Source organism: Pseudomonas sp. NPDC089530, from assembly GCF_050280705.1.
Lineage (GTDB): Bacteria > Pseudomonadota > Gammaproteobacteria > Pseudomonadales > Pseudomonadaceae > Aquipseudomonas.
In genome coordinates, this window is record NZ_JBNNVU010000074.1 from 1 (window position 1) to 26,985 (window position 26,985).

Annotated in this window: 23 protein-coding genes; 9 read left to right on the forward strand and 14 right to left on the reverse strand. The window is 65.0% G+C overall.

Annotated features, from left to right (window positions below; translation table 11 throughout):
- The coding region (locus ACQKQA_RS22725) for a VWA domain-containing protein (RefSeq protein ID WP_427562694.1) at positions 1–910 on the forward strand (910 nt) is incomplete at its 5' end.
- Here the strand turns inward: ACQKQA_RS22725 and ACQKQA_RS22730 are convergent.
- A complete protein-coding gene (locus ACQKQA_RS22730) occupies positions 907–1,494 on the reverse strand; it encodes a TetR/AcrR family transcriptional regulator (protein WP_427562697.1) in 588 nt (195 codons plus the stop codon). The two genes, ACQKQA_RS22725 and ACQKQA_RS22730, sit on opposite strands and share 4 nt — an antisense overlap.
- 114 nt (positions 1,495–1,608) lie before the next feature.
- On the opposite strand from ACQKQA_RS22730, the gene ACQKQA_RS22735 reads away from it, so the two are divergent.
- The gene (locus ACQKQA_RS22735; protein WP_427562700.1) at positions 1,609–2,532 is read left to right on the forward strand and encodes an ABC transporter six-transmembrane domain-containing protein; all 924 of its coding nucleotides are present in this window, start codon (positions 1,609–1,611) and stop codon (positions 2,530–2,532) included.
- Positions 2,533–2,629: 97 nt separating this feature from the next.
- On the opposite strand, the gene ACQKQA_RS22740 is transcribed toward ACQKQA_RS22735, so the two are convergent.
- Together ACQKQA_RS22740 and ACQKQA_RS22745 are read right to left on the reverse strand one after the other, a co-directional pair.
- On the reverse strand, positions 2,630–4,606 hold the full coding sequence (locus ACQKQA_RS22740) for a Cache 3/Cache 2 fusion domain-containing protein (protein WP_427562703.1): 1,977 nt from the start codon (positions 4,604–4,606) through the stop codon (positions 2,630–2,632).
- A 189-nt stretch (positions 4,607–4,795) separates the two neighbouring features.
- On the reverse strand, positions 4,796–5,716 hold the full coding sequence (locus tag ACQKQA_RS22745; RefSeq protein ID WP_427562706.1) for a LysR substrate-binding domain-containing protein: 921 nt from the start codon (positions 5,714–5,716) through the stop codon (positions 4,796–4,798).
- A 156-nt stretch (positions 5,717–5,872) separates the two neighbouring features.
- Here ACQKQA_RS22745 and ACQKQA_RS22750 point away from each other — a divergent pair, with 156 nt between their 5' ends.
- Positions 5,873–7,282, forward strand: a complete 1,410-nt coding sequence (locus tag ACQKQA_RS22750) for a NorM family multidrug efflux MATE transporter (protein ID WP_427562709.1) — start codon at positions 5,873–5,875, stop codon at positions 7,280–7,282.
- 27 nt (positions 7,283–7,309) lie between these two features.
- Here the strand turns inward: ACQKQA_RS22750 and ACQKQA_RS22755 are convergent, their stop codons facing one another.
- Entirely contained in the window at positions 7,310–8,983 is a 1,674-nt protein-coding gene (locus tag ACQKQA_RS22755) for a putative bifunctional diguanylate cyclase/phosphodiesterase (protein ID WP_427562712.1), read from the reverse strand.
- 266 nt (positions 8,984–9,249) lie between these two features.
- Between ACQKQA_RS22755 and rep the strand changes: the two genes are divergently transcribed.
- Both rep and ACQKQA_RS22765 read left to right on the forward strand, forming a co-directional pair.
- Positions 9,250–11,259, forward strand: coding sequence for a DNA helicase Rep (gene rep, locus ACQKQA_RS22760; RefSeq protein ID WP_427562715.1), 2,010 nt, complete (start codon positions 9,250–9,252; stop codon positions 11,257–11,259).
- Between the two features lie 101 nt (positions 11,260–11,360).
- Complete coding sequence (locus ACQKQA_RS22765; protein WP_427562718.1) at positions 11,361–11,930, forward strand: xanthine phosphoribosyltransferase; 570 nt, start codon at positions 11,361–11,363, stop codon at positions 11,928–11,930.
- 75 nt (positions 11,931–12,005) lie between these two features.
- Here the strand turns inward: ACQKQA_RS22765 and ACQKQA_RS22770 are convergent, their stop codons facing one another.
- The 6 genes from ACQKQA_RS22770 to dadA all read right to left on the reverse strand — a co-directional run bounded on the left by ACQKQA_RS22770 (position 12,006) and on the right by dadA (position 18,133).
- Positions 12,006–13,931, reverse strand: coding sequence for an acetyl-CoA hydrolase/transferase C-terminal domain-containing protein (locus ACQKQA_RS22770; protein WP_427562720.1), 1,926 nt, complete (start codon positions 13,929–13,931; stop codon positions 12,006–12,008).
- Between the two features lie 133 nt (positions 13,932–14,064).
- Positions 14,065–14,478: a c-type cytochrome gene (locus tag ACQKQA_RS22775; protein ID WP_044465751.1), complete on the reverse strand. Its 414-nt coding sequence runs from the start codon at positions 14,476–14,478 to the stop codon at positions 14,065–14,067.
- A gap of 183 nt (positions 14,479–14,661) precedes the next feature.
- Complete coding sequence (locus tag ACQKQA_RS22780) at positions 14,662–15,210, reverse strand: cupin domain-containing protein (protein ID WP_427562723.1); 549 nt, start codon at positions 15,208–15,210, stop codon at positions 14,662–14,664.
- Positions 15,211–15,338: 128 nt separating this feature from the next.
- Positions 15,339–16,415 carry an alanine racemase gene (alr, locus tag ACQKQA_RS22785; RefSeq protein WP_427562726.1) on the reverse strand — a complete coding sequence of 359 codons (1,077 nt, stop codon included), beginning with the start codon at positions 16,413–16,415 and terminating at the stop codon, positions 15,339–15,341.
- A 91-nt stretch (positions 16,416–16,506) separates the two neighbouring features.
- Complete coding sequence (locus ACQKQA_RS22790; protein ID WP_427562728.1) at positions 16,507–16,860, reverse strand: RidA family protein; 354 nt, start codon at positions 16,858–16,860, stop codon at positions 16,507–16,509.
- On the reverse strand, positions 16,835–18,133 hold the full coding sequence (dadA, locus tag ACQKQA_RS22795) for a D-amino acid dehydrogenase (protein ID WP_427562731.1): 1,299 nt from the start codon (positions 18,131–18,133) through the stop codon (positions 16,835–16,837). The genes ACQKQA_RS22790 and dadA overlap by 26 nt, the downstream gene beginning before the upstream one ends.
- A gap of 157 nt (positions 18,134–18,290) precedes the next feature.
- Here dadA and ACQKQA_RS22800 point away from each other — a divergent pair, with 157 nt between their 5' ends.
- Positions 18,291–18,779 (forward strand): Lrp/AsnC ligand binding domain-containing protein, encoded by a 489-nt coding sequence (locus ACQKQA_RS22800; protein ID WP_007932443.1) that lies wholly within the window; start codon positions 18,291–18,293, stop codon positions 18,777–18,779.
- 50 nt (positions 18,780–18,829) lie between these two features.
- Here ACQKQA_RS22800 and ACQKQA_RS22805 read toward each other — a convergent pair whose 3' ends face one another.
- On the reverse strand, positions 18,830–19,183 hold the full coding sequence (locus tag ACQKQA_RS22805; protein WP_044465756.1) for a YkgJ family cysteine cluster protein: 354 nt from the start codon (positions 19,181–19,183) through the stop codon (positions 18,830–18,832).
- A gap of 148 nt (positions 19,184–19,331) precedes the next feature.
- Here ACQKQA_RS22805 and ACQKQA_RS22810 point away from each other — a divergent pair, with 148 nt between their 5' ends.
- Complete coding sequence (locus ACQKQA_RS22810) at positions 19,332–20,645, forward strand: NAD(P)/FAD-dependent oxidoreductase (RefSeq protein WP_427562736.1); 1,314 nt, start codon at positions 19,332–19,334, stop codon at positions 20,643–20,645.
- Positions 20,646–20,755: 110 nt separating this feature from the next.
- Here ACQKQA_RS22810 and ACQKQA_RS22815 read toward each other — a convergent pair whose 3' ends face one another.
- Positions 20,756–21,001, reverse strand: coding sequence for a DUF1127 domain-containing protein (locus ACQKQA_RS22815; RefSeq protein WP_427562739.1), 246 nt, complete (start codon positions 20,999–21,001; stop codon positions 20,756–20,758).
- 180 nt (positions 21,002–21,181) lie between these two features.
- On the opposite strand from ACQKQA_RS22815, the gene ACQKQA_RS22820 reads away from it, so the two are divergent.
- The gene (locus ACQKQA_RS22820; RefSeq protein ID WP_427562742.1) at positions 21,182–22,612 is read left to right on the forward strand and encodes a PLP-dependent aminotransferase family protein; all 1,431 of its coding nucleotides are present in this window, start codon (positions 21,182–21,184) and stop codon (positions 22,610–22,612) included.
- 60 nt (positions 22,613–22,672) lie between these two features.
- Positions 22,673–24,241 carry a phospholipase D family protein gene (locus tag ACQKQA_RS22825; protein ID WP_427562744.1) on the forward strand — a complete coding sequence of 523 codons (1,569 nt, stop codon included), beginning with the start codon at positions 22,673–22,675 and terminating at the stop codon, positions 24,239–24,241.
- 81 nt (positions 24,242–24,322) lie between these two features.
- Here ACQKQA_RS22825 and ACQKQA_RS22830 read toward each other — a convergent pair whose 3' ends face one another.
- Entirely contained in the window at positions 24,323–25,471 is a 1,149-nt protein-coding gene (locus tag ACQKQA_RS22830) for an MFS transporter (protein ID WP_427562747.1), read from the reverse strand.
- Between the two features lie 160 nt (positions 25,472–25,631).
- On the reverse strand, positions 25,632–26,985 hold a 1,354-nt coding region (locus ACQKQA_RS22835), incomplete at its 5' end, for an aldehyde dehydrogenase (RefSeq protein WP_427562750.1).

The window sequence follows — 26,985 nt, forward strand, 5'->3', positions numbered from 1 at the left end:
CTACTGGTTTTTCTGCCCGAAAAGCCATCCCGTGGTGCCGGAGCCGGTGGCGCCCGCGCCCGTCGAGACTCCCGCCAAGGCAGCGGAACCGGTCGTCGAGCCGGTCGAGCCGGTCGTGCCCCCAGCCGCTCCAGAGCCGGTTGTGCCCCCCACGCCAGAGCCAGTACCAGCGCCGGAACCCGCACCGCCACCGCCACCACCGCCGAAGCCCAAGCCCGCTCCGGCCCCGACCCTGGACAACTACGCCTGCCGCAAACAGGCGCCTGACGCCGTGCCGCCGCAGTTCGTGGTGGTACTGGATACGTCCGGCTCGATGAACATGAACATCAAGTCGGTGTACGACGATGAAGTGTGGTTCTTCGGCAGCGAGCTCAACCAGTTCCTCGATCCGGCCCGTGCCGAGCGGATCTTCACCCCACCGAGTCGCCTGTCGGTGGCCACCGAGTCCCTGACCGGCATGATCAATGGCCTGGACCCGAAGATCGATACGCGCCTGATCACCTTCAACGGCTGCGCCAGCCAGATCGACCACGGCGTGTTCCGGGCGGCCGACCGGCCGCGCCTGATCAACGGTATCCGCGGCCTCAAGGCCAACGATGGCACGCCATTGGCCGCCAGCCTGGCCAAGGCGGCGAGCACCGTGGACGGACGCAAGAACGACGCGGTGATCGTGATGTTCGTCGACGGCGAGGACGGCTGCCAGCAAGACGTCTGCGCCGTGTCCCGGAAGATCGCCGCCGAGCAGCCGCGCCTGCGGGTCAACGTGGTGAACATCGGGCGCGGCGGCCCTTCGCGCTGCATCGCCGAGAACACCGGCGGCCGGGTCTACAGCAGCAGCGACGCCGCCGGGCTGGGCAAGGCCCTGAAGATGGCCAGCAAGGAAGTGTCCAGCAGCACCAAGTGCAACTAGGCCAGCACGGGCGTACCGCCCAGTAACAACCCCGCCACCTCCATCACCTCGTCCAGGGCCGCCTCGGCGGCCTCGGTCGAAGGTCGCAGCAGCAGGTCGTTGGCATAGCCCATGGCCTGGGCAAAGATCTGCCGGGCCGCGCGTTCGGGCGAGGCACAATGGAACACTCCCGCCACCACTCCGGCCGCGATGATCTCGAAGAGCATGGCCTGCCACTGCGCATCCGCCTGCCGGTAGGCCTCGGCCAGCGCCGGGTCGTGCATGGCTTCGTCCCAGGCATCCAGCCACAGCGCCCAACCGTCCTCGGCGGACACCGGCAGGCAATCGCGCAGGAAGCCCGTTAGGGCTTCCTGCGGCGGTAGACCCGCCAACGGCGCACCTACGGCTGCCAGTTGCTCGTTGGCAAAGCGCACGAAAGCTTCGCGGCGCAGCTCGTTCCAATCGCTGAAGTAGTGATAGATGTGGCTGCGGGACAAGCCGGCGTGGTCCGCCAGGTCGCGGGTGGAAACCGCGGCGAAACCCTTGCTGAGAAACAGCTCCAGGGCGCTGGCGATGATCTGGTCTTTACGGTCGATACGGGACATGCGGGCATTACCTCAGGCCGCCGGTGGATGATCGGCGCTTGCATTTTGAGCGATCGCTCAAATATTATTGAGCAGTCGCTCAATAATAGCGTTTATCTTCCATTCGGTGCAGCCATGTCAGCCGTTACCCCACAAATCCTGATCGATGAAAGCCAGAAAATCGGCCAGCAGTCCGCTGGCCAGACCCTGAAAGCCATTGCCCGCGCCTACCCCGGCAAGCTGTTTTGCACCTTGTCGCTGGTGGCGCTGGAGAACGCCTTGTTGTTGGCCTACCCGCTGTTCGCCGGGTTCGCCGTGGACTCGATCATGCGCGGCGACGCCGGCAGCGCGTTGTTCTATGCCCTGGTGGTATTGGCGTTCTGGGTAGTCGGCGCCGCGCGGCGGGCGGTGGATACCCGCACCTTCACGCGGATCTACGCCGACCTGGCGGTGCCGGTGATCCTCAATCAGCGCCTGCAGAACCAGGACACCTCCACCGCCGCGGCGCGGGTGGTGCTGGCCCGGGAGTTCGTCGACTTCTTCGAGAAACACGTGCCGACCATCGCCACCGCGCTGGTGTCGATTCTCGGCGCGGCGGTGATGTTGCTGGCGATCGAACCCTGGGTCGGCCTGGCGTGCCTGGTCGCCCTGGTGCTGTGCGTCACCCTGCTGCCGCGCTTCGCCCGGCGTAACCAAGAGCTGCACGAACGCCTGAACGACCGGCTGGAAAAGGAAATCGGCCTGGTGGCCAAGGTCGGCGCCGTCTCCCTGCAACGGCATTACCGGTTGCTGTCGCGGCTGCGGATCTGGCTGTCGGACCGCGAGGCGGCGGCCTACCTGTTCCTCGGCGCCTCGGCGGCCCTGCTGTTCATGATCGCCATCAGCCAGCTGGCCCTGGCCGAGGGGGTCAAGGCCGGCCATGTGTATGCGGTGATGACCTACCTGTGGACCTTTGTCAGCAGCCTCGACGAAGCGCCGACCATGGTCGATCAACTGGCGCGTTTGCGGGATATCGGCAAGCGGGTGGACCCGGGGTTGGGGGACAAGGCCCGGGAGTGAGGTGGCCGGTCCGGCGTTATCGCGGGCAAGCCTCGCTCCTACGGGGGCTCAGTGCCTGTAGGAGCGGCCGGTCGACGCTCGATTGCCCGCGAAGCCGTCAGCGGAAGCGATCGACTTCCTGGCGCAAGTCCGCCGCCAGCTTCTCCAGTTCCTTGGCGGTGATCGCCAGGTTCGACACCACCTCGCGCTGTTCGCTGTTGGCCAGGGCAATGCTCTGCAGGTTGCTGCTGAGCAGGGTCGCGGTGCTGCTCTGTTCCTGGGTCGCGGTGGTGATCGCGGCGAACTGCTGTCCGGCCGAGCGGCTCTGCTCGTCGATACGCGCCAGGGCCGAGGCGACATTGGCATTGCGCGACAGGCCTTCCTGCATCAGCGCGTTGCCCTGCTCCATGGTGGCGATGGCGTTGCCGGTTTCCTGCTGGATGCTGTTGATCATCACCGAGATCTCGTCGGTGGCCTCGCGGGTCCGCGACGCCAGGTTACGCACCTCGTCGGCGACCACGGCAAAGCCGCGGCCCTGCTCGCCGGCACGGGCGGCTTCGATGGCAGCGTTGAGCGCCAGCAGGTTGGTCTGGTCGGCAATCGAGGTAATCACCCCGACAATGCCGCCGATTTCCTCGGAGCGCTGGCCCAGGGTGTTGATCACAGTGGCAGTGCTATTCAAGGCGCCGGCGATCTGTTCCAGGGACGCCGAGGCTTCGTCCATGGAAGTGCGGCCGATGCGGGTCTGCTGGGCGTTTTCCTGGGCCAGGCGCTCGGTGTTGCCCATGTTGTCGGCGATGTTCAGCGAGGTGGCGCTGAACTCCTCCACCGCCCCGGCCATGCTGCTGATTTCGCCGGACTGCTGCTCCATGCCTTCGTAGGCGCCCCCGGACAGCCCGGACAGCGCCTGGGCCCGGCCATTGACCTCCTGGGCCGCCTTGCGAATGTGCTCGACCATGGTCGACAGGGCCTGGCCCATCTGGTTGAAGCTGCCCGCCAGCTGGCCGATTTCGTCCTGGCTGGCGACATTCAGGCGGGCGCTCAGGTCGCCCTTGCCCAAGGCGTCGGCCTGGCGCACCAGATCGCTCAGCGGTGCCAGTTTGCTGCGCAGCAGCCAGACCGTGGCCCCCACCGCCAGCAGCATCGCCAGCAGGCTGCCAATCACCAGGCGCAGGCCGACGCTCCAGGTCACCGCGCTGATCTCGGCCTTGGGCATGCTCGCCACCACCGACCACGGCCCGCCCTCGAACGGCACCACGACACTGTAGAAATCCTCGGCCTTGTCGCTCCAGAAGCGCCCCTTGCCCGGCTGTTTGGCCAGGCCGCCGATGGTCGCCACCGACTGCTCCAGGGCCTGCACGCCGGCCGGCGGCACCAGCCATTTGCCCTGCTCGTCCAGCAGCGCCAGGGAGCCGGTCTGGCCGATGCGGAAGCGCTTGAGGTTATCGAACTGGGCGTTCTGCGCATCGGTGTAGTCGAAGCCGACGAACAGCACCGCGATCACCTGGCCGGCGCTGTCCCGCACCGGCGTGTACTGGGTCATGTACAGGCGCTCGAAGAGCAGCGCGCGGCCGACATAGCTCTGCCCGGCCATGAGTTTCTGGTAGGCCGGGTGGGCGTGGTCCAGCAGGGTGCCGATGGCCCGGCTGCCATCCTGCTTGCTCAGCGAGGTGCTGATGCGGATGAAGTCGTCGCCGCTGCGCACGAACACGGTGGCCACGCCAGCGGTCATCTGCTTGAACTCGTCGACTTCTTCGAAGTTGTTGTTCAACACCTGGTTGCCCAGGTGCAGGCCCGGGGTCTGGGTCCCGGCCACAGTCACCGGTTGCTCCGGGTGCAGGCTCAGGCCGCCGCTGAAGCGCTTCTCGAACAGCCCGCTGAGGCGCTGGGTGCTTTCGCGCAGGGTGCTGTGGAAAGTGTTGAGCTGGTCGGCCAGCAACCGTGCCTCACTGGCCAGGTGTTCTTCCCGGGTATCGAGGTTGGCGGCATCCAGCGAGCGCAGGGCGAAGACGGTACTGCCACTGATCACGACCGCCAGTATCACGGCGAGTGCGAGACCAAGCTGCGAGGCGATCCGGGCACGAGGTTGAGGCATGACTGCTCCTGGCCGAGAGACCGGATCGTCCTGATCTCGTCCCACGCTCGGCAATTTTTTCTAATTAGGAATGAGGGGTAAAACCGTCCGGAACGAAGGTTCCACTTCCAAGGATTCGGCGGCGCCGATCAATACTTGAGCGAATCGGACGGGTATCGCCCGCCCCCGCGCCACGGGCCCTTCATCGTTTCAGCCGAGGCGCTCTACCGCGGGCAATTGCATGGCCCTGACCTCGTTCTGGAGGAAATCGCTGAGGCGGCGCAAACGTTCACCTCCGGGCCGGGTCTTCGGCCACACCAGGTAGTAATTCTCGCCACTGGCCACCGCCGTCGGCCAGGGCAGGCTCAGGCGCCCCTGGGCCACATCCTCGGCCACCATCAGCAGGTCGCCCATGGACACACCGTAGCCCCGGGCCGCGGCGATCATCCCCAGCTCCAGGGTGTCGAACACCTGCCCGCCCTTGAGCGACACCTGTTCGGACAGCCCCATGCGCTCCAGCCAGTTGCGCCAGTCACGGCGATCCGGGGTCGGGTGCAGCAGCTCGGTGGCGGCCAGGCGCGCCACATCCCAGGGCTGGTCGTTGAGCAGGTTCGGCGCGCCCACCGGGATCAGCAATTCCGGGAACAGGTAGCTGGCCTCCCAGTCCGGGGGAAAGTGGCCGTTGCTCAGCAGCACCGCGCAGTCGAAGGGTTCCTGGTTGAAGTCCACCGAATCGACATCCATCCAGGCGCTGGTCAACTGCACTTCGTTGCCCGGCTGCAAGTGCCGGAAGCGGCTCAGGCGCGCCAGCAGCCAACGCATGGTCAGGGTCGAGGGCGCCTTCATGCGCAGGATGTCGTCCTCGGCGCGCAGGGTATTGCAGGCGCGTTCGAGGGCAGTGAAGCCTTCGCGGATGCCGGGCAACAGCAGTCGCGCGGCTTCGGTCAGTTGCAGGTTGCGCCCGCTGCGCTGGAACAGCCGGCAGGCGAAGTGCGCTTCCAGGGTGCGGATATGCCGGCTGACGGCGCTCTGGGTGATCGACAGCTCCTCGGCCGCGCGGGTGAACGAGCTGTAGCGCGCCGCGGCTTCAAAAGCGCGCAAGGCATACAGGGGCGGAAGACGACGGGACATGGCAGCACTCCACAGGCGCGATGCGCCAACTTACCAGAATCGCCCCTGCATGAGTTTTAATCATGCCACCAATCGTTTTTATCCCTTTGTGCAAGTCACCGAGAGCGCCGAGAATCAGCCCTCTTGCCCCTCTCCCCCTGATCGAGACCGATGACCATGCAGCATCCAGCACGCACCGAACTCTGGGCCATTCTGCGGCTGGCCGGGCCGCTGATCGCCTCGCAGTTGGCGCACATGCTGATGGTGCTGACCGACACCCTGATGATGGCCCGCCTCAGTCCGGAAGCCCTGGCCGGCGGCGGTCTCGGCGCGGCCAGCTATTCGTTCGTGTCGATCTTCTGCATCGGCGTGATCGCGGCGGTGGGCACCCTGGTCGCGATTCGCCACGGCGCCGGCGACATCGAAGGCGCCACCCGCCTGACCCAGGCCGGGCTCTGGCTGGCCTGGCTGATGGCGCTGGCCGCCGGCCTGCTGCTGTGGAACCTCAAGCCGGTGCTGCTGCTGTTCGGCCAGACCGAAAGCAACGTGCAGTCCGCCGGCCAGTTCCTGCTGATCCTGCCGTTCGCCCTGCCCGGCTACCTGAGCTTCATGGCCCTGCGCGGCTTCACCAGCGCCATCGGCCGCGCCACGCCGGTGATGGTCATCAGCCTGGCCGGCACCGTGGCCAACTTCCTGCTCAACTACACCTTGATCACCGGCATGTTCGGCCTGCCGAAACTGGGGCTGGTGGGCATCGGCCTGGTCACCGCCATCGTCGCCAACTGCATGGCCCTGGCGCTGGCCTGGCATATCAAGCGCCACCCGGCCTATGCCGCCTACCCGCTGCGCCAGGGCCTGGCGCGGCCCAACCGCCAGTACCTGCGGGAGCTGTGGCGCCTGGGCCTGCCCATCGGCGGCACCTACGCGGTGGAAGTCGGGCTGTTCGCCTTCGCCGCGCTGTGCATGGGCACCATGGGCAGCACCCAGCTGGCGGCGCACCAGATCGCCCTGCAGATCGTTTCCGTGGCCTTCATGGTGCCGGCCGGGATCTCCTACGCGATCACCATGCGCATCGGCCAGCATTACGGCGCCGGGCAGCTGCTGCACGCACGCCTCGCCGGGCGGGTCGGAATCGCCTTTGGCGGCGCGGCGATGCTGGGCTTCGCGATGATTTTCTGGCTGCTGCCGAACCAGTTGGTCGGGCTGTTCCTCGATCACCACGACCCGGCCTTCCGCGCGGTGATCGACCTGGCGGTCAGCCTGCTGGCGGTGGCAGCCTGGTTCGAGCTGTTCGACGGCACGCAAACCATCGCCATGGGCGCGATCCGCGGGCTCAAGGACGCCAAGACCACCTTCCTCGTGGGCCTGGGCTGCTACTGGCTGATCGGTGCGCCGACGGCCTGGCTGATGGCCTTCACCTTCGGCTGGGGGCCGACCGGCGTGTGGTGGGGCCTGGCCTCGGGGCTGGCCTGCGCCGCCATCAGCCTGACCCTGGCCTTCGAATGGAAGATGCAGCGGATGATCCGCCGCGAAGGCGCCGGTAGCGCTTCGCGAGACGTGTTCGAGGCGGCACAGGACCCCCTGTAGGCGCCCCGCGCCTACGGGGAAACAGCGTCAGACCACTTCGCCGGCCAGGACCTGCTGGCTCCGGCCGAAGGTCAGGTACTCCACCAGTTCCGCCAGCGGCAGCGGCTTGCTGATCAGGTAGCCCTGCACCTGATCGCAGCCGAAGCTGCGCAACAAGGCCAGTTGCTCGGGGGTTTCCACGCCTTCGGCCACCACCTCCAGATGGAGGTTGTGGGCCAGGTTGATCATGGCGTGCACCAGCTTGCGGTTCTCTTCGCGCTGTTCCATGCCGCCGACGAAGCTCTTGTCGATCTTCAGCAGGGCGATCGGCAGGCTGTTGAGGTGCACGAACGACGAGAAGCCGGTGCCGAAATCGTCCAGGGAAAAGCGCACTCCCAGCCGGCCCAGCGCATCCATGGTCTGCTTGACCAAGTCGCTGCGGCGCATCACCGCGGTTTCGGTCAGCTCGAACTCCAGCCATTGCGCCTCGACCCCGCGCTCGGCAATCAGCCGGCTGAGGGTCGACAGCAGCTGGCTGTCCTGGAACTGGCGGAACGACAGGTTGACCGCCATGTGCAGCGGCGCCAGGCCACGTTCGCGCAGGGCCTGCATGTCCCGCAGCGCCCGGGAAATCACCCAGTAGCCCAGCGGCACGATCAGGCCGCTTTGCTCGGCCAGCGGCACGAACTCGCTGGGTGGCAACAGGCCACGCTCGCCATGGCGCCAGCGCACCAGGGCTTCGAGGCCGACGATCTGCCCGTCGTGCAGGTTCAGGCGCGGCTGGTAGTGCAGCTCCAGCTCGTCGCGGCGCAAGGCCCGGCGCAGCTCGCTTTCCAGGTCGGCGAGGCTGCGGGCGTTGCGGTTGATGCGTTCGTTGAAGACATGAAAGGTACAGCCCTGGGTGCTCTTGGCCTGCTGCATGGCGATGTGGGCGTGCCACATCAGCGGGTCGGCGCCGGCGTTGGCCCGGGCATGGGCGATGCCCAGGCTGCAGCCGATCAGCAGGCTTTCGCCATCGATCCAGTACGGCTCGGCCATGACCTCGGCGATGCGTTCGGCCATCCATTCGGCGCGTTGCGGCGCCCGGCGGGTATCGATCAGCAGGGCGAACTCGTCGCTGCCCAGGCGCGCCAGCTGGTCCCCGGCCTCGAGCTGGCTTTTCAGCCGCGAGACCACTTGCAGGATCAACCGGTCGCCGGCCTGGTGGCCCAGCGCGTCGTTGGCGTGACGGAAGTTGTCCAGGTCCAGGTGCCCCAGGGCCAGCCCGCGCCCTTCGTTTTCCGCCAGGCGCGCCGCCAGCAGGGTCTGGAACCCCTGGCGATTGGCGATGCCGGTCAAGGGGTCCTGCTCGGCCAGGCGCTGCAGGGTGTTTTCCAGCACCCCGCGCTCGCGCACATGGCGCAGGCAACGGCGCACCGTATCGGTACCGAGGTTGTGGCTCACCAGCCAGTCGCTGGCGCCCGCCGGCGTGCTCGGCGGCTCCTGCTCCAGCAGCAGGACGGTGGGCAGGCTGCAACGTCCGGGGCCCGGTTGCAGTGAGGGAACGGTTAACAGAATCGCAGAACGATCTTCATCGAACAGACGGCTGACAGACTCCCAGGTCGGCGCGCTGATCAGCACCACCGAGTCTCCCAACGGAGCGAGACACTCGCGCAACAACGCTGCCCACGCCGGCTCTTCGGCCAGCAGCAGCAAGCGCAAGGGTTCGACAGGCTTGGACAAGCTAGCTCCCTAGACTCTGTAAAAGAAGTGGCGGTGGGCATTATGACGCGTAGATAAACAATGACAAATGGTACTGATTATCAAACGCAATTTCTTGTACCGCTCTAACTCGAACATTAGACGCAAATTCAGCGCGCATCCTGAGGGAAAGTAGCAAAACCGGCAAATTTAGATCGCGTGCTGCGTCACAAGTCGGAGAACGCGGCAGAATCCGTCGAGCCTGTTAAAATGCCCGCCCATTTCGTTACAGACCCCCTTTTTTCGTCATGTCCCGACTCAATCCCCGGCAGCAAGAAGCCGTGAACTATGTCGGCGGCCCTCTTTTGGTGCTCGCCGGTGCTGGCTCCGGCAAGACCAGCGTGATCACGCGCAAGATCGCCCACCTGATCCAGAACTGCGGCATTCGCGCGCAATACATCGTCGCCATGACCTTCACCAACAAGGCCGCGCGGGAGATGAAGGAACGGGTCGGTACCCTGCTGCGCAGTGGCGAGGGCCGTGGGCTGACCGTGTCGACCTTCCACAACCTGGGGTTGAACATCATCCGCAAGGAGCATGTGCGGCTGGGCTACAAGCCGGGTTTCTCGATCTTCGACGAAACCGACGTCAAGGCCTTGATGACCGACATCATGCAGAAGGAATACTCGGGCGACGACGGCGTCGACGAGATCAAGAACATGATCGGTGGCTGGAAGAACGACCTGATCCTGCCGGCCGAGGCCCTGGAAAACGCCCGCAACCCCAAGGAACAGACCGCCGCCATCGTCTACACCCACTACCAGCGCACGCTCAAGGCGTTCAACGCGGTGGACTTCGACGATCTGATCCTGCTGCCGGTGAAGCTGTTCGAAGAACACGCCGACATCCTGGAGAAATGGCAGAACAAGGTGCGCTACCTGCTGGTGGACGAATACCAGGACACCAACGCCAGCCAGTACCTGCTGGTGAAAATGCTGATCGGCAAGCGCAATCAGTTCACCGTGGTGGGCGACGACGACCAGTCGATCTACGCCTGGCGCGGCGCGCGCCCGGAAAACCTGATGCTGCTCAAGGAGGACTACCCGTCCCTGAAGGTGGTGATGCTCGAGCAGAACTACCGCTCCACCAGCCGCATCCTGCGCTGCGCCAACGTGCTGATCTCCAACAACCCCCACGAGTTCGAGAAGCAACTGTGGAGCGAGATGGGCCACGGCGACGAGATCCGCGTGATCCGCTGCCGCAACGAGGACGCCGAGGCCGAGCGGGTGGCCATGGAGATCCTCAGCCTGCACCTGCGCACCGACCGGCCCTACAGCGATTTCGCCATCCTCTATCGCGGCAACTACCAGGCCAAGCTGATCGAGCTGAAGCTGCAGCATCACCAGGTTCCCTATCGCCTGTCCGGCGGCAACAGCTTCTTCGGACGCCAGGAAGTGAAGGACCTGATGGCCTACTTCCGCCTGATCGTGAACCCGGACGACGACAACGCCTTCCTGCGGGTGATCAACGTGCCGCGCCGGGAAATCGGCTCGACCACCCTGGAAAAGCTCGGCAACTACGCCACCGAACGCAAGATCTCGATGTACGCCGCCACCGACGAGATTGGCCTGGGCGAGCATCTGGACAGTCGCTTCACCGATCGCCTGGCACGCTTCAAGCGCTTCATGGACCGGGTGCGCCAGCAATGCGCCGGCGAGGACCCGATCGCCGCCCTGCGCAGCATGGTCATGGACATCGACTACGAGAACTGGCTGCGCACCAACAGCTCCAGCGACAAGGCCGCCGACTACCGCATGGGTAACGTGTGGTTCCTGATCGAGGCGCTGAAGAACACCCTGGAAAAGGACGAAGACGGCGACATGACCGTCGAGGACGCCATCGGCAAGCTGGTGCTGCGGGACATGCTGGAGCGCCAGCAGGAAGAGGAAGACGGCGCCGAGGGCGTGCAGATGATGACCCTGCATGCGTCCAAGGGCCTGGAATTCCCTTATGTGTTCATCATGGGCATGGAAGAGGAAATTCTCCCCCACCGCTCCAGCATCGAAGCCGACACCATCGAGGAAGAACGCCGCCTGGCCTACGTGGGCATCACCCGCGCCCGCCAGACCCTGGCGTTCACCTTCGCCGCCAAGCGCAAGCAGTACGGCGAGATCATCGACTGCGCCCCCAGCCGCTTCCTCGACGAACTGCCGCCGGACGACCTGGCCTGGGAAGGCAACGACGACACGCCGACCGAAGTCAAAGCCGTGCGCGGCAATAACGCGCTGGCGGATATACGGGCGATGTTAAAGCGCTAGAATTGACCACTTTTTAGCCGAGGCATCTTTAGCCGAGGCATTTTCAACCGACCCCTTTTATCAGCACCCAGGCGCGCCACGCGCCAAAAGAGGAAAGCTTCATGGAAGCACTGCACAAGAAAATCCGCGAAGAAGGCATAGTGCTTTCCGACCAGGTCCTGAAAGTCGACGCGTTCCTGAACCACCAGATCGACCCGGCACTGATGAAGCTGATCGGCGACGAATTCGCCGCGCTGTTCAAGGACTCGGGCATCACCAAGATCGTCACCATCGAAGCCTCGGGTATCGCCCCGGCGGTCATGACCGGCCTGAACCTGGGCGTTCCGGTGATCTTCGCACGCAAGCACCAGTCCCTGACCCTGACCGAAAACCTGCTGTCGGCGACCGTGTACTCGTTCACCAAGCAGACCGAAAGCACCGTGGCGATTTCCCCGCGCCACCTGACCAGCAGCGACCGCGTGCTGATCATCGACGACTTCCTGGCCAACGGTAAGGCGTCCCAGGCGCTGATCTCGATCATCAAGCAGGCCGGCGCCACCGTGGCCGGCCTGGGTATCGTGATCGAGAAGTCGTTCCAGGGCGGCCGTGCCGAACTGGACGCCCAGGGCTATCGCGTGGAATCCCTGGCCCGGGTCAAGTCCCTGGCCGGTGGCGTGGTGACCTTTATCTAAGAGGCTTCGCCTCTTCAATCGCGAGCAATCGGGCGTCGACCGATTGCTCGCGATGCCGCCTTCAGGCGCCCATTCCTAGGGCTGCGCGGTCTCGCGCAATGCCGCCAGCAGCAAACGCTGATAGATCTCCTCGCGCCAGCCCTCTGGCTTCACCAGTTGCATCCGCTCCAGGTGCGCCGCAAAGGCCTCGGGCGCCGGTGCATCCAGCGCCGCCTTGCCCAATTCGAGGAGCTCGCTGAGCTTGAACTTGCTCTTCAGCCAGTTCAGCGCCCGCAACAGGTCTCGCTCCTGCGCACTGAAATCGCTGCCCAACGGATACTCCGGGAACAGCTGCCGATGCTGCGCCTGGATCGCCAGCAGGCGCTGCGGCAGGTTGTCGGTGAAACGCGGGTCGAGGCGGAAGTCCCTGGGCAGCTTGCCGGCCTTCTGCGCCTGCTCGACCAGCCCCGGCTGGAACCGCGAGTCGCTGATATTGAGCAGGGCTTCGATCACCTTCGCATCGTTTTTGCCCCGCAGATCGGCGATGCCGTACTCGGTGACCACGATGTCCCGCAGGTGCCGGGGGATGGTGCAGTGGCCGTATTCCCAGACGATGTTGGAACTGACCAGGCCCGCGGACTCGCGCCAGCTGCGCAGGATCAGGATCGAACGCGCCCCCTGCAGCGCATGGCCCTGGGCAACGAAGTTGTATTGCCCGCCGACGCCGCTGAGCACCCGACCGTCTTCCAGCTGATCCGCCACCCCGGCCCCCAGCAGGGTGACCATGATCGAACTGTTGATGAACCGCGCATCCTGGCGCTGCAGGCGCTTGAGCTCTTCCTGGCCGTACAGCTCGTTGATGTAGCTGATGGCGGTCATGTTGAACTCGCCGAGCTTGCTCTTGGGCAGCTCCCTGAGGCGCTGGTAGAAGCTGCGCGGCCCGAGGAAAAAGCCGCCATGCACCGACACCCCGCCCGGCGCCTGCTCGGCGTCCAGCGTCCCGGCATTGGCCTGCCGTTGCAGGGCCACCGAGGGATAGACCTTGCGCCGGACGATGCCGGCATCCGCCAGGGCCAGCAGGCCGTTGACGAACATCTCGCTGCAGCCGTACAGCCCCTTGGCAAAAGGCTCCACCCCGCCTTCGCGCTCGATCAACGGTCTCCAGCACTGGATTTCCAGGTCCGCCAGCAACGCCCGATAAGCCTCGTTGTCCGCCTGGCGCGCCAGCAGCGCCGCCGTCAGCGCATCACCCATGGAGCCGATGCCGATCTGCAACGTGCCGCCATCGCGCACCAGGGTGCTGGCGTGCAGGCCGATAAAGTGGTCCTGGAAACTCACCGGCATGTTCGGCGTGGAAAACAGCGTGCTGCTCTCCTCCTCGTCGAGCAGCAGGTCGAAGGTCGCGCAATCGACCTCCGCATCGCCCGGCATATAAGGCAGGTCGCGATGTACCTGGCCCAGCAGCAGGATGTTTTCACCGGCGGCACGGCGCTGGGCGATCATCGGCAGCAGGTCGAGGGTGATGTCCGGGTTGCAGCTCAGGCTCAAGCGGTCGGGCTGCTGCGAGTCCCGGGCCACCAGCTGGGCGACCAGATTGAGGCCCGCGGCATTGATGTCCCGCGCCGCATGGCTGTAGTTGCTGCACACGTAATCCTGCTGCGCCACCGGGCTGTTGAGCAAACTGCCGGGCTGCAGGAAGAACTGTTCGATGTGGATATTGGCCGGCACCTGGTTACGGTGCAGGTCGGCCAGGTAGTCCAGCTCGGGATAGTCGGCGAATACCTGCTCGACGAAAGGTTCGAGGAAGCGCCGTTGCAGGCCATCGCCCAACGCCGGCCGGCCCAGGCTCAGGGCGGTGTAGATCGTCAGCTGGCGTTCGGGCAGTTGCGCGACGCGCCGGTACAGGGCGTTGACGAAGCGGTTGGGTTTGCCCAACCCCAGGGGCATGCCCATATGAATATGCGCCGGCAAGCGTGCCAGGACTTCGTCGACCGCCTGCTCGATAGAAGATGACTGCACCATCCGATCCTCCAGAACCATCCATGAATTGAGGTTGGACCGAGCTTGCCGGGACTTTGCCGCGATGAACAGTCCCGCCGGATCGCAGGCATGAAAAAAGCCGCTCGTAAGCGGCTTTTTTGCGCAAGATACAGGCTTATTTCAAGCCGGACATCTTCTGGATGGCGCCCTTGAGCTCGGCATCGGAGCAATCGGCGCAGGTGCCTTTAGGCGGCATCGCGTTGAGACCGGTAATGGCCTTGGCCAGGATGCCGTCGAGGCCGCCCTGGTGATCCGCACGCTCTTTCCAGGCAGCGGTATCGCCGATTTTCGGCGCGCCCAGCAGGCCGGAGCCGTGGCAAGCATTGCAATGCTTGGCGATCACTTCGTCAGGGGTTTTCGCACCACCGCCACCGGCGGCGACAGCGACTTCCATGCCCTTGCATTCCTGACCTTGAACGCAGACCTGGCCAACCGGCTCGAGGCGCTTGGCAATGTCGTCGTTGGTCGCAGCTTGAGCGCTGACAGCCCAGAGGGCCAATACGGTTGCTGGTGCGGCCAGCATTTTCATAATTAGGTTCACGCGTACACCCTCAATGGTGGCTAGTCACGCCCACGGCCACGGTTTCGCGGGCGGGCGCAAGTATAGCGGTTAGCCCGCCACTCTGAAACAACCCTAAAGTCCAAGGGGAATTACAAAGAAGCGAAATACGGCTCGACAAACCGCTGCAATCCTTGCAGGACGCCTGTTACGTCAGAAGTTCGCGGGCGTGGCTGCGCTGATTAGTCGCGCGGGGGCGTCGAACGGATTACGGAAACGGTGGGGCTTGGTGCTTTCGAAATAGTAGCTGTCGCCGGCTTCGAGGACGAAGGTCTCAAGGCCCACCACCAGCTCCAGGCGCCCTTCCACGAGAATCCCGGTTTCCTCGCCTTCGTGGGTGAGCATCTCTTCACCGGTATCGGCGCCCGGCGGGTAGATCTCGTTGAGAAAGGCGATCGCCCGGCTCGGATGCGCCCGTCCCACCAGCTTCATGGTCACCGCGCCATCGGAAATATCGATCAGCTCGTGGGCTTTGTAGACGATCTGGGTGGGCTTTTCCTGGAAGATCTCTTCCGAGAAGAACTCGACCATCGACATGGGAATGCCGCCAAGAACCTTTCTCAGCGAACTGATCGAGGGGCTGACGCTGTTCTTCTCGATCATCGAAATGGTGCTGTTGGTGACGCCCGCGCGCTTGGCGAGTTCACGCTGGGAAAGGCCCTTGAGCTTACGGATGGATTGCAGTCGTTCACCGACGTCCAATGCGGCGGTCTCCTAGGGAATCAGGCGGTGTTGTGGTTGAGCGTTATCATGGCGATAGCGTTCAGTATTTACAACACTTGGGCCTGAATCCCCCGGGGAAGGCGACTTTCGGCAGTGCGCCGCGGGGCTCAGTCCCCGGAATAGAGGAGCGGCACCCGGCGCAGGTTGCAGAAGATCTGATACGGGATGGTCTCGGCGGCGACCGCCAGCTCGCTGGCCAGGATGTTCTTGCCCCACAGCTCGACGGTGGAACCCAGACCGGCCTGCGGCACATCGGTCAGGTCGATGCACAGCATGTCCATGGAAACCCGGCCGAGCAGCTGGGTCCGCTGCCCCGCCACCAGCACCGGCGCACCGGTCGGCGCATGCCGTGGATAACCGTCGGCGTACCCCATGGCTACTACGCCGATGCGCATCGGCCGCGGCGTGACGAACTTGGCGCCGTACCCCACAGGCTCGCCGGCCGGCAGTTCACGCACGCAGATCACTTTCGACTCCAGGGTCATCACCGGTTGCAGGCGCGCGGCCAGCGGATGGCTCTCTTCGAACGGGGTCGAGCCATACAGCATGATGCCGGGGCGCACCCAATCGCTGGGGATGTTCGGCCAGCCCAGTACCGCAGGCGAGTTGCGCAGGCTGATTTCGGCGGACAAGCCCTGGCGGGCCGCCTCGAATACCGCGACCTGCTCGTCGCTGCTGGCACAGCTGAGTTCGTCGGCGCGGGCGAAGTGGCTCATCAGCACGATCTTCGACACCTTGCCGCTGGCCAGCAGCCGCTGATAGGCCGCCTGATAATCCTTCGGGTGCAGGCCGACGCGGTGCATGCCCGAATCCAGCTTGAGCCACACCGTCAGCGGTTTGGCGACCGTGGTTCGTTCGATGGCTTCCAACTGCCACAACGAATGAACCACGCACCAGAAATCATGCTCGACGATCAGCGCCAGCTCGTCGGCCTCGAAAAAGCCTTCGAGCAGCAGGATTGGCGCGCGGATCCCCGCCGCCCGCAGCTCCAGGGCTTCTTCGATGCAGGCCACGGCAAAGCCGTCCGCCTCGGCTTCCAGCGCCTGGGCGCAGCGCACCGCGCCATGCCCATAGGCATCGGCCTTGATCACGGCGAGCGCGCGGGCTCCCGGCGACACTTCGCGGGCCAGTTGGTAGTTGTGACGCAGGGCTTGAAGATCGATCAGGGCACGGGCAGGACGCATGGCGGCAGACTTCTAGGCGGTCATGTGGGAAGAAAAAACCGGCGCTGGCCGACAGCCTGGGCCATCGGTAGCACCGGGAGAGGGATCTTGCTTAAGGCAGGGCCGCCACGACGGACAGCTCGACCAGGATGTGCGGCTCGCAGAGCTTGGCTTCGACGGTCGCGCGGGCCGGGGCGACGCCTTTCGGCAGCCACTGGTCCCATACGCTGTTCATCCCGGCGAAGTGCGCATCGATGTCTTTCAGGTAGATAGTCACCGACAGCAACCGCGACTTGTCGGTACCGGCCAGATCCAGCAACCGCTCGATGTTGGCGAGGGTTTCACGGGTCTGCTGCTCAATCCCGGCATTCAGGTCGTCGCCGACTTGCCCGGCCAGATACACGGTGCCGCTGTGAACGACGATCTGGCTCATGCGCTCGTTAGTGAGCTGGCGCTGGATTGACATGTTTTGCAGGCTCCTGAGAGTTACCGTAACGAGAAATATCGAGACCTTCGGCGCTGATCTGCGGCTTTTTCTTCGCCATCAGGTCAGCCAGCAGGCGACCGGAGCCGCACGCCATGGTCCAGCCGAGCGTGCCATGGCCGGTGTTCAAGAACAGATTGCGCATGGGCGTGGCGCCGACGATCGGCGTGCCGTCCGGGGTGGTAGGACGCAGGCCGGTCCAGAAACTGGCCTGGGACAGATCGCCGCCCTGAGGATAAAGATCGTTGACGATCATCTCCAGCGTTTCGCGCCGGCGCGGGTTCAGCGACAGGTCGAAACCGGCGATTTCCGCCATGCCGCCAACGCGGATGCGGTTGTCGAAACGGGTGATCGCGACCTTGTAGGTTTCGTCGAGGATGGTCGAAGTCGGGGCCATGGCCGAGTTGGTGATCGGCACGGTCAGCGAGTAACCCTTGAGCGGGTACACCGGGGCCTTGATGCCCAGCGGCTTGAGCAGTTGCGGCGAGTAGCTGCCCAGGGCCAGCACGTAGCGGTCGGCGGTTTCCAGCTTGCCGTCGATCCAGACGCCGTTGACGCGGTCGCCGGCGAAATCCAGGCGTTGGATGTCCTGGCCGAAGCGGAATTCCACCCCCATCTTGGTGCACATTTCGGCCAGGCGCGTGGTGAACATCTGGCAGTCGCCGGTCTGGTCGTTCGGCAGGCGCAGGGCGCCGGCCAGAATATCGGTGACCTGGGCCAGGGCCGGCTCGACGCGGGCGATGCCTTCGCGGTCCAGCAGCTCGAACGGCACGCCGGACTCCTTGAGCACGGCGATGTCCTTGGCCGCGCCATCCAGTTGCGCCTGGGTGCGGAACAGCTGGGTGGTGCCCAGGCTGCGGCCTTCATAGGCGATGCCGGTCTCCAGGCGCAGTTCGTCGAGGCAGTCGCGGCTGTACTCGGACAGGCGAACCATGCGCTCCTTGTTCACTGCATAACGGGCAGCGGTGCAGTTGCGCAGCATCTGCGCCATCCACAGGTATTGATCGATGTCGGCGGTGGCCTTGATCGCCAGCGGCGCGTGGCGCTGCAGCAGCCACTTGATGGCCTTGAGCGGCACGCCCGGCGCGGCCCAGGGAGAGGCATAACCCGGCGAGACCTGGCCGGCGTTGGCAAAACTGGTCTCCATGGCAACGGCCGGCTGACGGTCGACCACGGTCACTTCGAAACCGGCACGGGCCAGATAGTAGGCACTGGTGGTACCGATTACGCCGCTACCCAAGACCAGAACGCGCATTTTCATATCCCTCAATCGCGGATAACCGCTGACGTTTATTGTTCAGAGCGAAGATGCGCGCAGTATATGAAGCAACGACCAGTGCTTTTCACTATATAAACGCCTATATTTGGCGAGAATTCTCGGCAAAAACCCTTTTTACGGAGGCGCATCCCCTATGCGTACCAACCATCAGACAAAGCGCGAACTAGACAAGATAGATCGCAATATCCTGCGCATCCTGCAGGCCGATGGCCGCATCTCTTTTACCGAGCTGGGGGAAAAGGTCGGGCTGTCGACCACGCCCTGCACTGAGCGGGTCCGTCGCCTGGAACGCGAAGGCATCATCATGGGCTACAACGCCCGGCTCAACCCGCAGCACCTCAAGGGCAGCCTGCTGGTGTTCGTCGAAATCAGCCTGGACTACAAGTCCGGCGACACCTTCGAAGAGTTCCGCCGCGCGGTGCTGAAACTGCCCCATGTCCTGGAATGCCACCTGGTGTCGGGGGACTTCGACTACCTGGTGAAGGCGCGGATTTCCGAAATGGCCTCGTACCGCAAACTGCTGGGCGACATCCTGCTCAAGCTGCCCCATGTGCGCGAGTCCAAGAGCTATATCGTGATGGAAGAGGTGAAGGAGAGCCTGAGCCTGCCGATTCCGGATTGACTGCCGCTGTCCCCCAGGACAAACGCTCGATTGCCCGCGATGGCAGCGGGTCAGACCAGCACCTGCCGGGTGCTCGCCATGTAGTCATGAATCTGTTTTTCCACCCGCGGGTGAATCAGCTCCACCGGGCGCCGGCCATTGGGGCATGGCAGGCTCGGCGTGGTCCCGAACAGGCGGCAGATCAGCGGCCGCTCGTCATACACGGTGCAGCCGTTGGGGCCCAGGTGCACACAGTTCAGTTCTTCCAGGGCGGCATCCTGCTCGGCGCGGGTCTTGCGCGGCAGGCGCGACATTTCCTCGGTCGAGGTGGTGACCGGACCGCAGCAGTCGTGGCAGCCAGGCACGCACTCGAACGAGGGAATCTGCTGGCGGAGCCTGCGGACTGTCTGGCTGTTACAGCTCATCGAAGCACTTACCGGGAACGTGGAGAGGCGGCGATTCTGCCCTAAAAACCTTGCTCCAGACAGCACCGACCGACCAGTGTTGCCGCACCGGAAAGGTCCGGCTTATGCTCCGTCAAATTTTCCAAACACTCGAATCAGGATGATCCACATGAACACCCGTGTTCAGCCGGCGGTGCCGAACCATGCGCACCCCGCCTCCTACTACGCCGCCAGCAGCCTGCCCCAGCCCGATCATCCGGCGCTGGCCGGCGAGCACACGGCGGACGTCTGCGTGGTCGGCGGCGGCTTCTCCGGGCTCAACACCGCCATCGAGCTGGCCGAGCGCGGGCTCAGCGTCATTCTGCTGGAGGCGCGCAAGATCGGCTGGGGCGCCAGCGGGCGCAACGGCGGGCAGCTGATTCGTGGGGTCGGCCACGGCCTTGAGCAGTTCGCCCCGGTGATCGGCGCAGACGGCGTCCGCCAGATGAAACGGATGGGCCTGGAAGCGGTGGAAATCGTCCGCCAGCGGATCGAGCGCTTCCAGATTCCCTGCGACCTGACCTGGGGTTATTGCGACCTGGCCAACAAGCCACGGGACCTCGAAGGTTTCGCCGAAGACGCCGAAGAATTGCGCAGCCTGGGCTATCGCTACGAAACCCGACTGCTGCAACCCCATGAAATGCACAGCGTGGTGGGCTCCGACCGCTACGTCGGCGGCCTGATCGATATGGGCTCGGGGCACCTGCACCCGTTGAACCTGGCCCTGGGCGAAGCCGCGGTCGCGCAGCAGCTGGGCGTGCGCCTGTTCGAGCATTCGGCCGTGACCCGCATCGACTACGGGCCCCAGGTCAAGGTCCATACCGAGCTGGGAACGGTGCGCGCCAATACCCTGGTGCTGGGGTGCAACGCCTACCTCAACGACCTCAATCCGCAACTGGGGGGCAAGGTCCTGCCCGCCGGCAGCTACATCATCGCCACCGAGCCCTTGGGCGAAGAGTTGGCCCACGCCCTGTTGCCGCAGAACATGGCGGTTTGCGACCAGCGGGTGGCCCTGGACTACTACCGCCTTTCCGCCGACCGCCGCTTGCTGTTCGGCGGCGCCTGCCATTATTCCGGCCGCGACCCGCGGGACATCGCCGCCTATATGCGGCCGAAGATGCTGCAGGTGTTCCCGCAACTGGCGGCGGTGAAGATCGACTATCAATGGGGCGGCATGATCGGCATCGGCGCCAACCGCCTGCCGCAGATCGGCCGGCTCAAGGACCAGCCCAATGTGTATTACGCCCAGGCCTACTCCGGCCACGGGGTGAATGCCACACACCTGGCCGGCAAGCTGCTGGCCGAAGCCATCAGCGGCCAACAGGGCGGCGGTTTCGATCTGTTCGCCCAGGTGCCGCACATTACCTTCCCGGGCGGCAAGCACCTGCGCTCGCCCCTGCTGGCGCTGGGGATGCTCTGGCATCGCTTGAAAGAGCTGGTCTGATAGCTGTCGCCGCCACGGAACAGGCATGAAAAAGGCCGCATCCGGTGAAATCGGATGCGGCCTTTTGCGGTTGCTGCGCAACCGATCGAGCGGCTACAGATCGGCGGGGGTCAGAGCCTCCAGAACGGCTTGAGCCCCTCCTGCTGCGCCTGCTCGCGGCTCAGGCCGATATCGCGCAACTGTTCGGGCGTCAGCTCGAGCAGCGCCTTGCGGGTACGCAGTCGATGCCAGTACAGACCCCAGAGGCCGAGGCCGGACGGCGCATTGCGGACGGAGGTCGTCCTTGCTGCCCGCTCCTGCTCAGCCGCCAGTTCCTGACCGTGTAACGACAGACGCACATCGCTCAAGCCATTCATTTTTGCTGCTCCTGTTTACTTGGGTCGCCATGAGCAGACATCATGCGCGAGCATCAAAAACCATTACAGATTCAAAGCTCCGCTATTATTCCCATACAGAATTTCCCCTGTCCGGGCTGAATCCTGTAATTTCGCGCCATCTGTACTGGTTATCCGACTCAATTACCCCGAGGCTGCGCCATGACCCTGTATGTCAATCTCGCCGAACTGCTGGGCACCCGTATCGAACAAGGCTTCTATCGCCCCGGCGACCGGCTGCCGTCGGTGCGGGCCTTGAGTGTGGAACACGGGGTCAGCCTGAGCACCGTGCAGCAGGCCTATCGGGTCCTGGAAGACAGCGGCCTGGCGACGCCCAAGCCCAAATCGGGTTACTTCGTGCCGGTCAGCCGCGAGCTGCCAGCGCTGCCCGCGGTGGGTCGCCCGGCGCAGCGGCCAGTGGAGATCTCGCAATGGGACCAGGTGCTGGAACTGATCCGCAGCGTGCCGCGCAAGGACATCGTGCAGCTGGGCCGCGGCATGCCCGACGTCACCAGCCCGACCCTCAAGCCTCTATTGCGCGGGCTGGCCCGCATCAGCCGGCGCCAGGACATGCCCGGCCTGTATTACGACACCATCTACGGCGTCCACGAACTGCGTGAGCAACTGGTGCGGCTGATGCTCGATTCCGGCTGCCAGATCGGCGCCAACGATCTGGTGATCACCACCGGCTGCCATGAAGCCCTGTCCACCAGCATCCGCGCCACCTGCGAGCCCGGGGACATAGTCGCCGTCGACTCGCCGAGCTTCCACGGCGCCATGCAGACCCTCAAGGGCCTGGGCATGAAAGCCCTGGAAATCCCCACCGACCCGCTCACCGGCATCAGCCTCGACGCCCTGGAGCTGGCCCTGGAGCAATGGCCGATCAAGGCCATACAGTTGACCCCCAATTGCAACAATCCGCTGGGCTATATCATGCCGGAGTCGCGCAAACGGGCCCTGCTGACCCTGGCCCAGCGCTTCGACGTGGCGATCATCGAAGACGATGTGTATGGTGAACTGTCCTACACCTACCCGCGCCCGCGGACCATCAAGTCGTTCGACGACGATGGCCGGGTGCTGCTGTGCAGTTCCTTCTCCAAGACCCTGGCACCGGGGCTGCGCATCGGCTGGGTCGCCCCCGGGCGCTACCTGGAACGGGTGCTGCACATGAAGTACATCAGCACCGGCTCCACCGCGCCGCAGCCGCAGATCGCCATTGCCGAATTCCTCAAGAGCGGCAATTTCGAGCCGCACCTGCGGCGCCTGCGCACCCAGTACCAGCGCAACCGCGACCTGATGATCGATTGGGTCAGCCGCTACTTCCCCGCTGGCACCCGCGCCAGCCGTCCCCAGGGCGGGTTCATGCTGTGGGTCGAACTGCCGGAAGGCTTCGACACCCTGCGCCTGAACCGCGCGCTGCTCGGCCAGGGCGTACAGATCGCGGTGGGCAGCATCTTTTCCGCGTCGGGCAAGTACCGCAACTGCCTGCGGATGAACTACGCTGCCAAGCCGACCGCCCAGATCGAAGATGCGGTGCGTAAGGTAGGCGCCGCCGCCATCAAGCTGCTGGCCGAAGACTGCGCAGCGGACTGAGCTCTTTCGGTGAAACCGGCGTCACACCTGGACCATCGCTGCACTGCGAGATGACCTGACTTGAGATCCAGACAGGCCCTGGCCTTCCTTATGCTGTTTGCGCTGTGCCTGACTGGTTGCGCCAATCTCGATGTGCCCCGTGAACCCAGCCAGGCGCTGCCGGCCGCCGATTCGGCGTTCGGCCGCTCGATCCAGGCCCAGGCCGCCCCCTACCAGGGACGCTCCGGGTTCCGCCTGCTGCCTGACAGCACCGAGGCCTTCATGGCCCGCGCCGAGCTGATCCGCAACGCCCAAAGCAGCCTCGACCTGCAGTACTACATCGTCCACGACGGCATCAGCACGCGGATGCTGGTGGACGAACTGCTCAAGGCCGCCGACCGCGGGGTGCGCATCCGCATCCTGCTGGACGACACCACCAGCGATGGCCTGGACCAGATCATCGCCACCCTCGCCGTCCACCCCCACATCCAGATCCGCCTGTTCAACCCCTTGCACCTGGGCCGCAGCACTGGCGTGACCCGTACCCTGGGGCGGCTGTTCAACCTGTCGCGGCAACATCGACGGATGCACAACAAGCTGTGGCTGGCGGACAACAGCGCGGCGATTGTCGGCGGGCGCAACCTGGGCGACGAGTACTTCGACGCCGAGCCCGATCTGAATTTCACCGACATCGACATGCTCGGCGTCGGCCCGGTCGCCGAACAGCTGGGGCACAGCTTCGACCAGTACTGGAACAGCGCCTTGAGCAAACCCATAGGCGAGTTCCTGTCACGCCTGCCGTCGGCCAGGGAACTGGCCAACACCCGGCTGCGCCTGCAGCAGTCGCTGGAGGAGGCCCAGCAGCAGAACCACACGTTGTTCCAGGCGCTCAAGACCTATCGGACCCAGCCGCGCCTGGCCGTCTGGCGCACAGAGCTGATCTGGGTCTGGAACCAGGCGCTGTGGGATGCCCCGAGCAAGGTCCTGGCCAAGGACGAACCCGACCCGCAGCTACTGCTGACCACCCAGCTGGCGCCGGAGCTGCGGGGTGTCAGCCAGGAGCTGATGATGATCTCGGCCTACTTCGTCCCCGGCCAGCCGGGCCTGGTGTACCTCACCGGGCGCGCCGACGCCGGGGTCGCGGTGAGCCTGCTGACCAACTCCCTGGAGGCCACCGACGTGCCAGCGGTGCACGGTGGCTATGCGCCGTACCGCAAGGCCCTGCTGGAGCACGGCGTGAAACTCTACGAACTGCGGCGCCAGCCCGGCAACGGCGGCGGCAGCGGCCCCCGTCTGTTCCGCGGTACCGCGAATCCTGGCTCGGACTCCAGCCTGCACAGCAAGGCGATCATCTTCGACCGGCAGAAGGCCTTTATTGGCTCCTTCAATTTCGACCCGCGTTCGGTGCTGTGGAACACCGAAGTCGGGGTGCTGGTGGACAGCCCCGAGCTGGCCGGACAGGTTCGCGCCCTGGCGCTGCAAGGCATGGCGCCGACCCTGAGCTACGAAGCGAAACTGCAGGACGGCAAGCTGGTCTGGGCCACCGAAGACAACCAGCAAGACCATACCCTGAGCCGCGAACCGGGCAGCTGGTGGCGGCGCTTCAATGCCTGGATGAGCACCACGGTCGGCCTGGAGCGGATGCTCTGAGCCTCCCCCAGCAGGAGCGAAGCGTACTCGCGATAACGCCCTCCGAGACACCGCGATGCGTCAGGAAGGACGCCATCGCGCCTACGAGGCTTGGGCTTGAGCCGCGCCAAACGCGCCTTCGCGCAACAACAGCACAATCAGCCCCAGGGCGCCGGCCGCCATCAGCCACAGCAAGGCATGGCCGCTGACCCACTGGCTGCCAGCCCCTGCCACCAGCGGCCCGACCAGGCAACCGATCCCCCACAACTGGGCGACGTGGGCGTTGGCACGCACCAGCGCATCGTCGCGGTAACGCTCGCCGATCAGGATCAGCGACAAGGTGAACAGCCCACCAGCGCTGGCCCCGAACAGCACCCACAGCGGCCAGATCAGCAGGGTCTCGAGCAACAGCGGGATGGCCAGACTCGACAGCGCCAGGATCACCGCGCAACCGGCAAACAGCGTGCGCCGCGACATTCGGTCGGCCAGGGCGCCGATCGGCAGTTGCAGCAAGGCATCGCCCACCACCACGGTGCTGACCATCGCCAGGGCGACCTCCTCGGTGAAGCCCTGGCGCAGGCAATAGACCGGCAACAGGGTCAGGATCATCGCCTCGAACGCGGCGAACAGCGCCACCGCCCAGCCAATGGCTGGCAGACCACGGCAGAAGCGCCACAGATCGCCGAGGGTCACACTGCAAGACTCGCTGCTCGGCGCCCCGCTGCGGCCCACCAGCAGCAAGGGCGACACCACCAACAGCACCACGCCGACCCAGAAGCCGTAGTCATGCTCGGTGCCCAAAGCCCCCAGCAATAGCGGGCCGGCCAGCTGGCTCAAGGCATAACTGCTGCCGTACAACGCCACCAGGCGCCCGCGCCACTGCTCCACCACCAACTGGTTGATCCAGCTTTCGCCGAGAATGAAGACGATGGTCAGCACCATGCCGATCATCAGCCGCAGCACCAGCCACAACGGGTAGCTCGGCAACAGCGCCAGCAGGCCGATGGAGATTGCCCCGCCCCACAGGCACAGGCGCATCAGCCCCGCGGTGCCGAAACGCGCCGCCAGGCGGCTGGATAGCTTCGCCCCGAGCAGCACACCGATCGCCGGCATCGAGGCCATCACGCCGATTGCAAAGGGCCCATAACCCCAGCTCTCCAGGCGGAACGACACCAGCGGCATGCTCACGCCCAGGGCCAGCCCCACACTCAGGACAGCCGACAGAACGGCGAAGTAAGTTGCCCAGCGCATTGCCCACGCTCCTGTGGATGGTTTTTCAAGACAGAGACAACGCAGCCGGGCCTCCCTCACGGAAAGTCCGGCTGCGCTGTGGATCGGCTAGCGGCCTGGGTGTTTCAGCGTTGCCCGCTGATGGCGCCCGTTCGGGCGCCCGACATCCGTGGCCCTTGAGTTACAGCTTGATCCAGGTCGCCTTCAGTTCGGTGTACTTGTCGAATGCGTGCAGCGACTTGTCGCGGCCGTTGCCCGACTGTTTGAAACCGCCGAACGGCGCGGTCATGTCGCCACCGTCGTACTGGTTGACCCACACGCTGCCGGCCCGCAGCGCCTTGGCGGTCAGGTGCGCCTTGGAGATATTGGCCGTCCACACCGCCGCGGCCAGGCCGTAAGGGGTGTCGTTAGCAATCTGGATGGCCTCTTCCACCGTGTCGAAGGTAATGACCGAGAGCACCGGGCCGAAGATTTCTTCCTTGGCGATCTTCATCGCGTTGCTGACGCCATCGAAGATGGTCGGTTCGACGTAGGTCCCGCCGGTTTCCTGCAGGGTGCGCTTGCCGCCCACCACCAGCTTGGCGCCGTCGGCATGGCCAGACTCGATGTACGACAGCACGGTGTTCATCTGCTGGGTGTCCACCAGCGCGCCGACGTTGGTGGCCGGATCCAGCGGGTTGCCCGGCTTCCAGGCCTTGAGGGCCTCGATCACCATGGGCAGGAACTGGTCCTTGATGGAGCGCTCCACCAGCAGGCGCGAGCCGGCGGTGCAGACTTCGCCCTGGTTGAAGGCAATGGCGCTGGCCGCGGATTCGGCCGCGGCCTGCAGGTCAGGGGCATCGGCGAACACGATGTTCGGGCTCTTGCCGCCCGCCTCCAGCCAGACGCGCTTCATGTTCGACTCGCCGGCGTAGACCATCAGCTGTTTGGCGATCTTGGTCGAACCGGTGAACACCAGGGTATCGACGTCCATGTGCAGGGCCAGGGCCTTGCCCACGGTGTGGCCGTAACCCGGCAGCACGTTGAGTACACCTTTCGGAATGCCGGCCTCGACGGCCAGGGCGGCGATACGGATCGCGGTCAGCGGCGACTTTTCCGACGGTTTGAGGATCACCGAGTTACCGGTGGACAGCGCAGGTCCCAGTTTCCAGCAGGCCATCAGCAGCGGGAAGTTCCACGGCACGATGGCGCCCACCACGCCGACCGGCTCACGGGTCACCAGGCCCAGCTGGTCGTGGGGCGTGGCGGCGACTTCATCGTAGATCTTGTCGATGGCTTCGCCGCTCCAGCTCAGCGCCTGGGCCGCGCCCGGCACGTCGATGCTCAGGGAGTCGCCGATCGGCTTGCCCATGTCCAGGGTTTCGAGCAGGGCGAGTTCTTCGGCGTGCTGCCTCAGCAGGCCGGCAAAACGAATCATGGTGGCCTTGCGCTTGGCCGGCGCCAGGCGCGACCAGACGCCGGAGTTGAACGTGGCGCGGGCGTTTTCCACGGCGCGCTGCGCATCCGCGGCGTCACAGCTGGCAATCTTGGCCAGC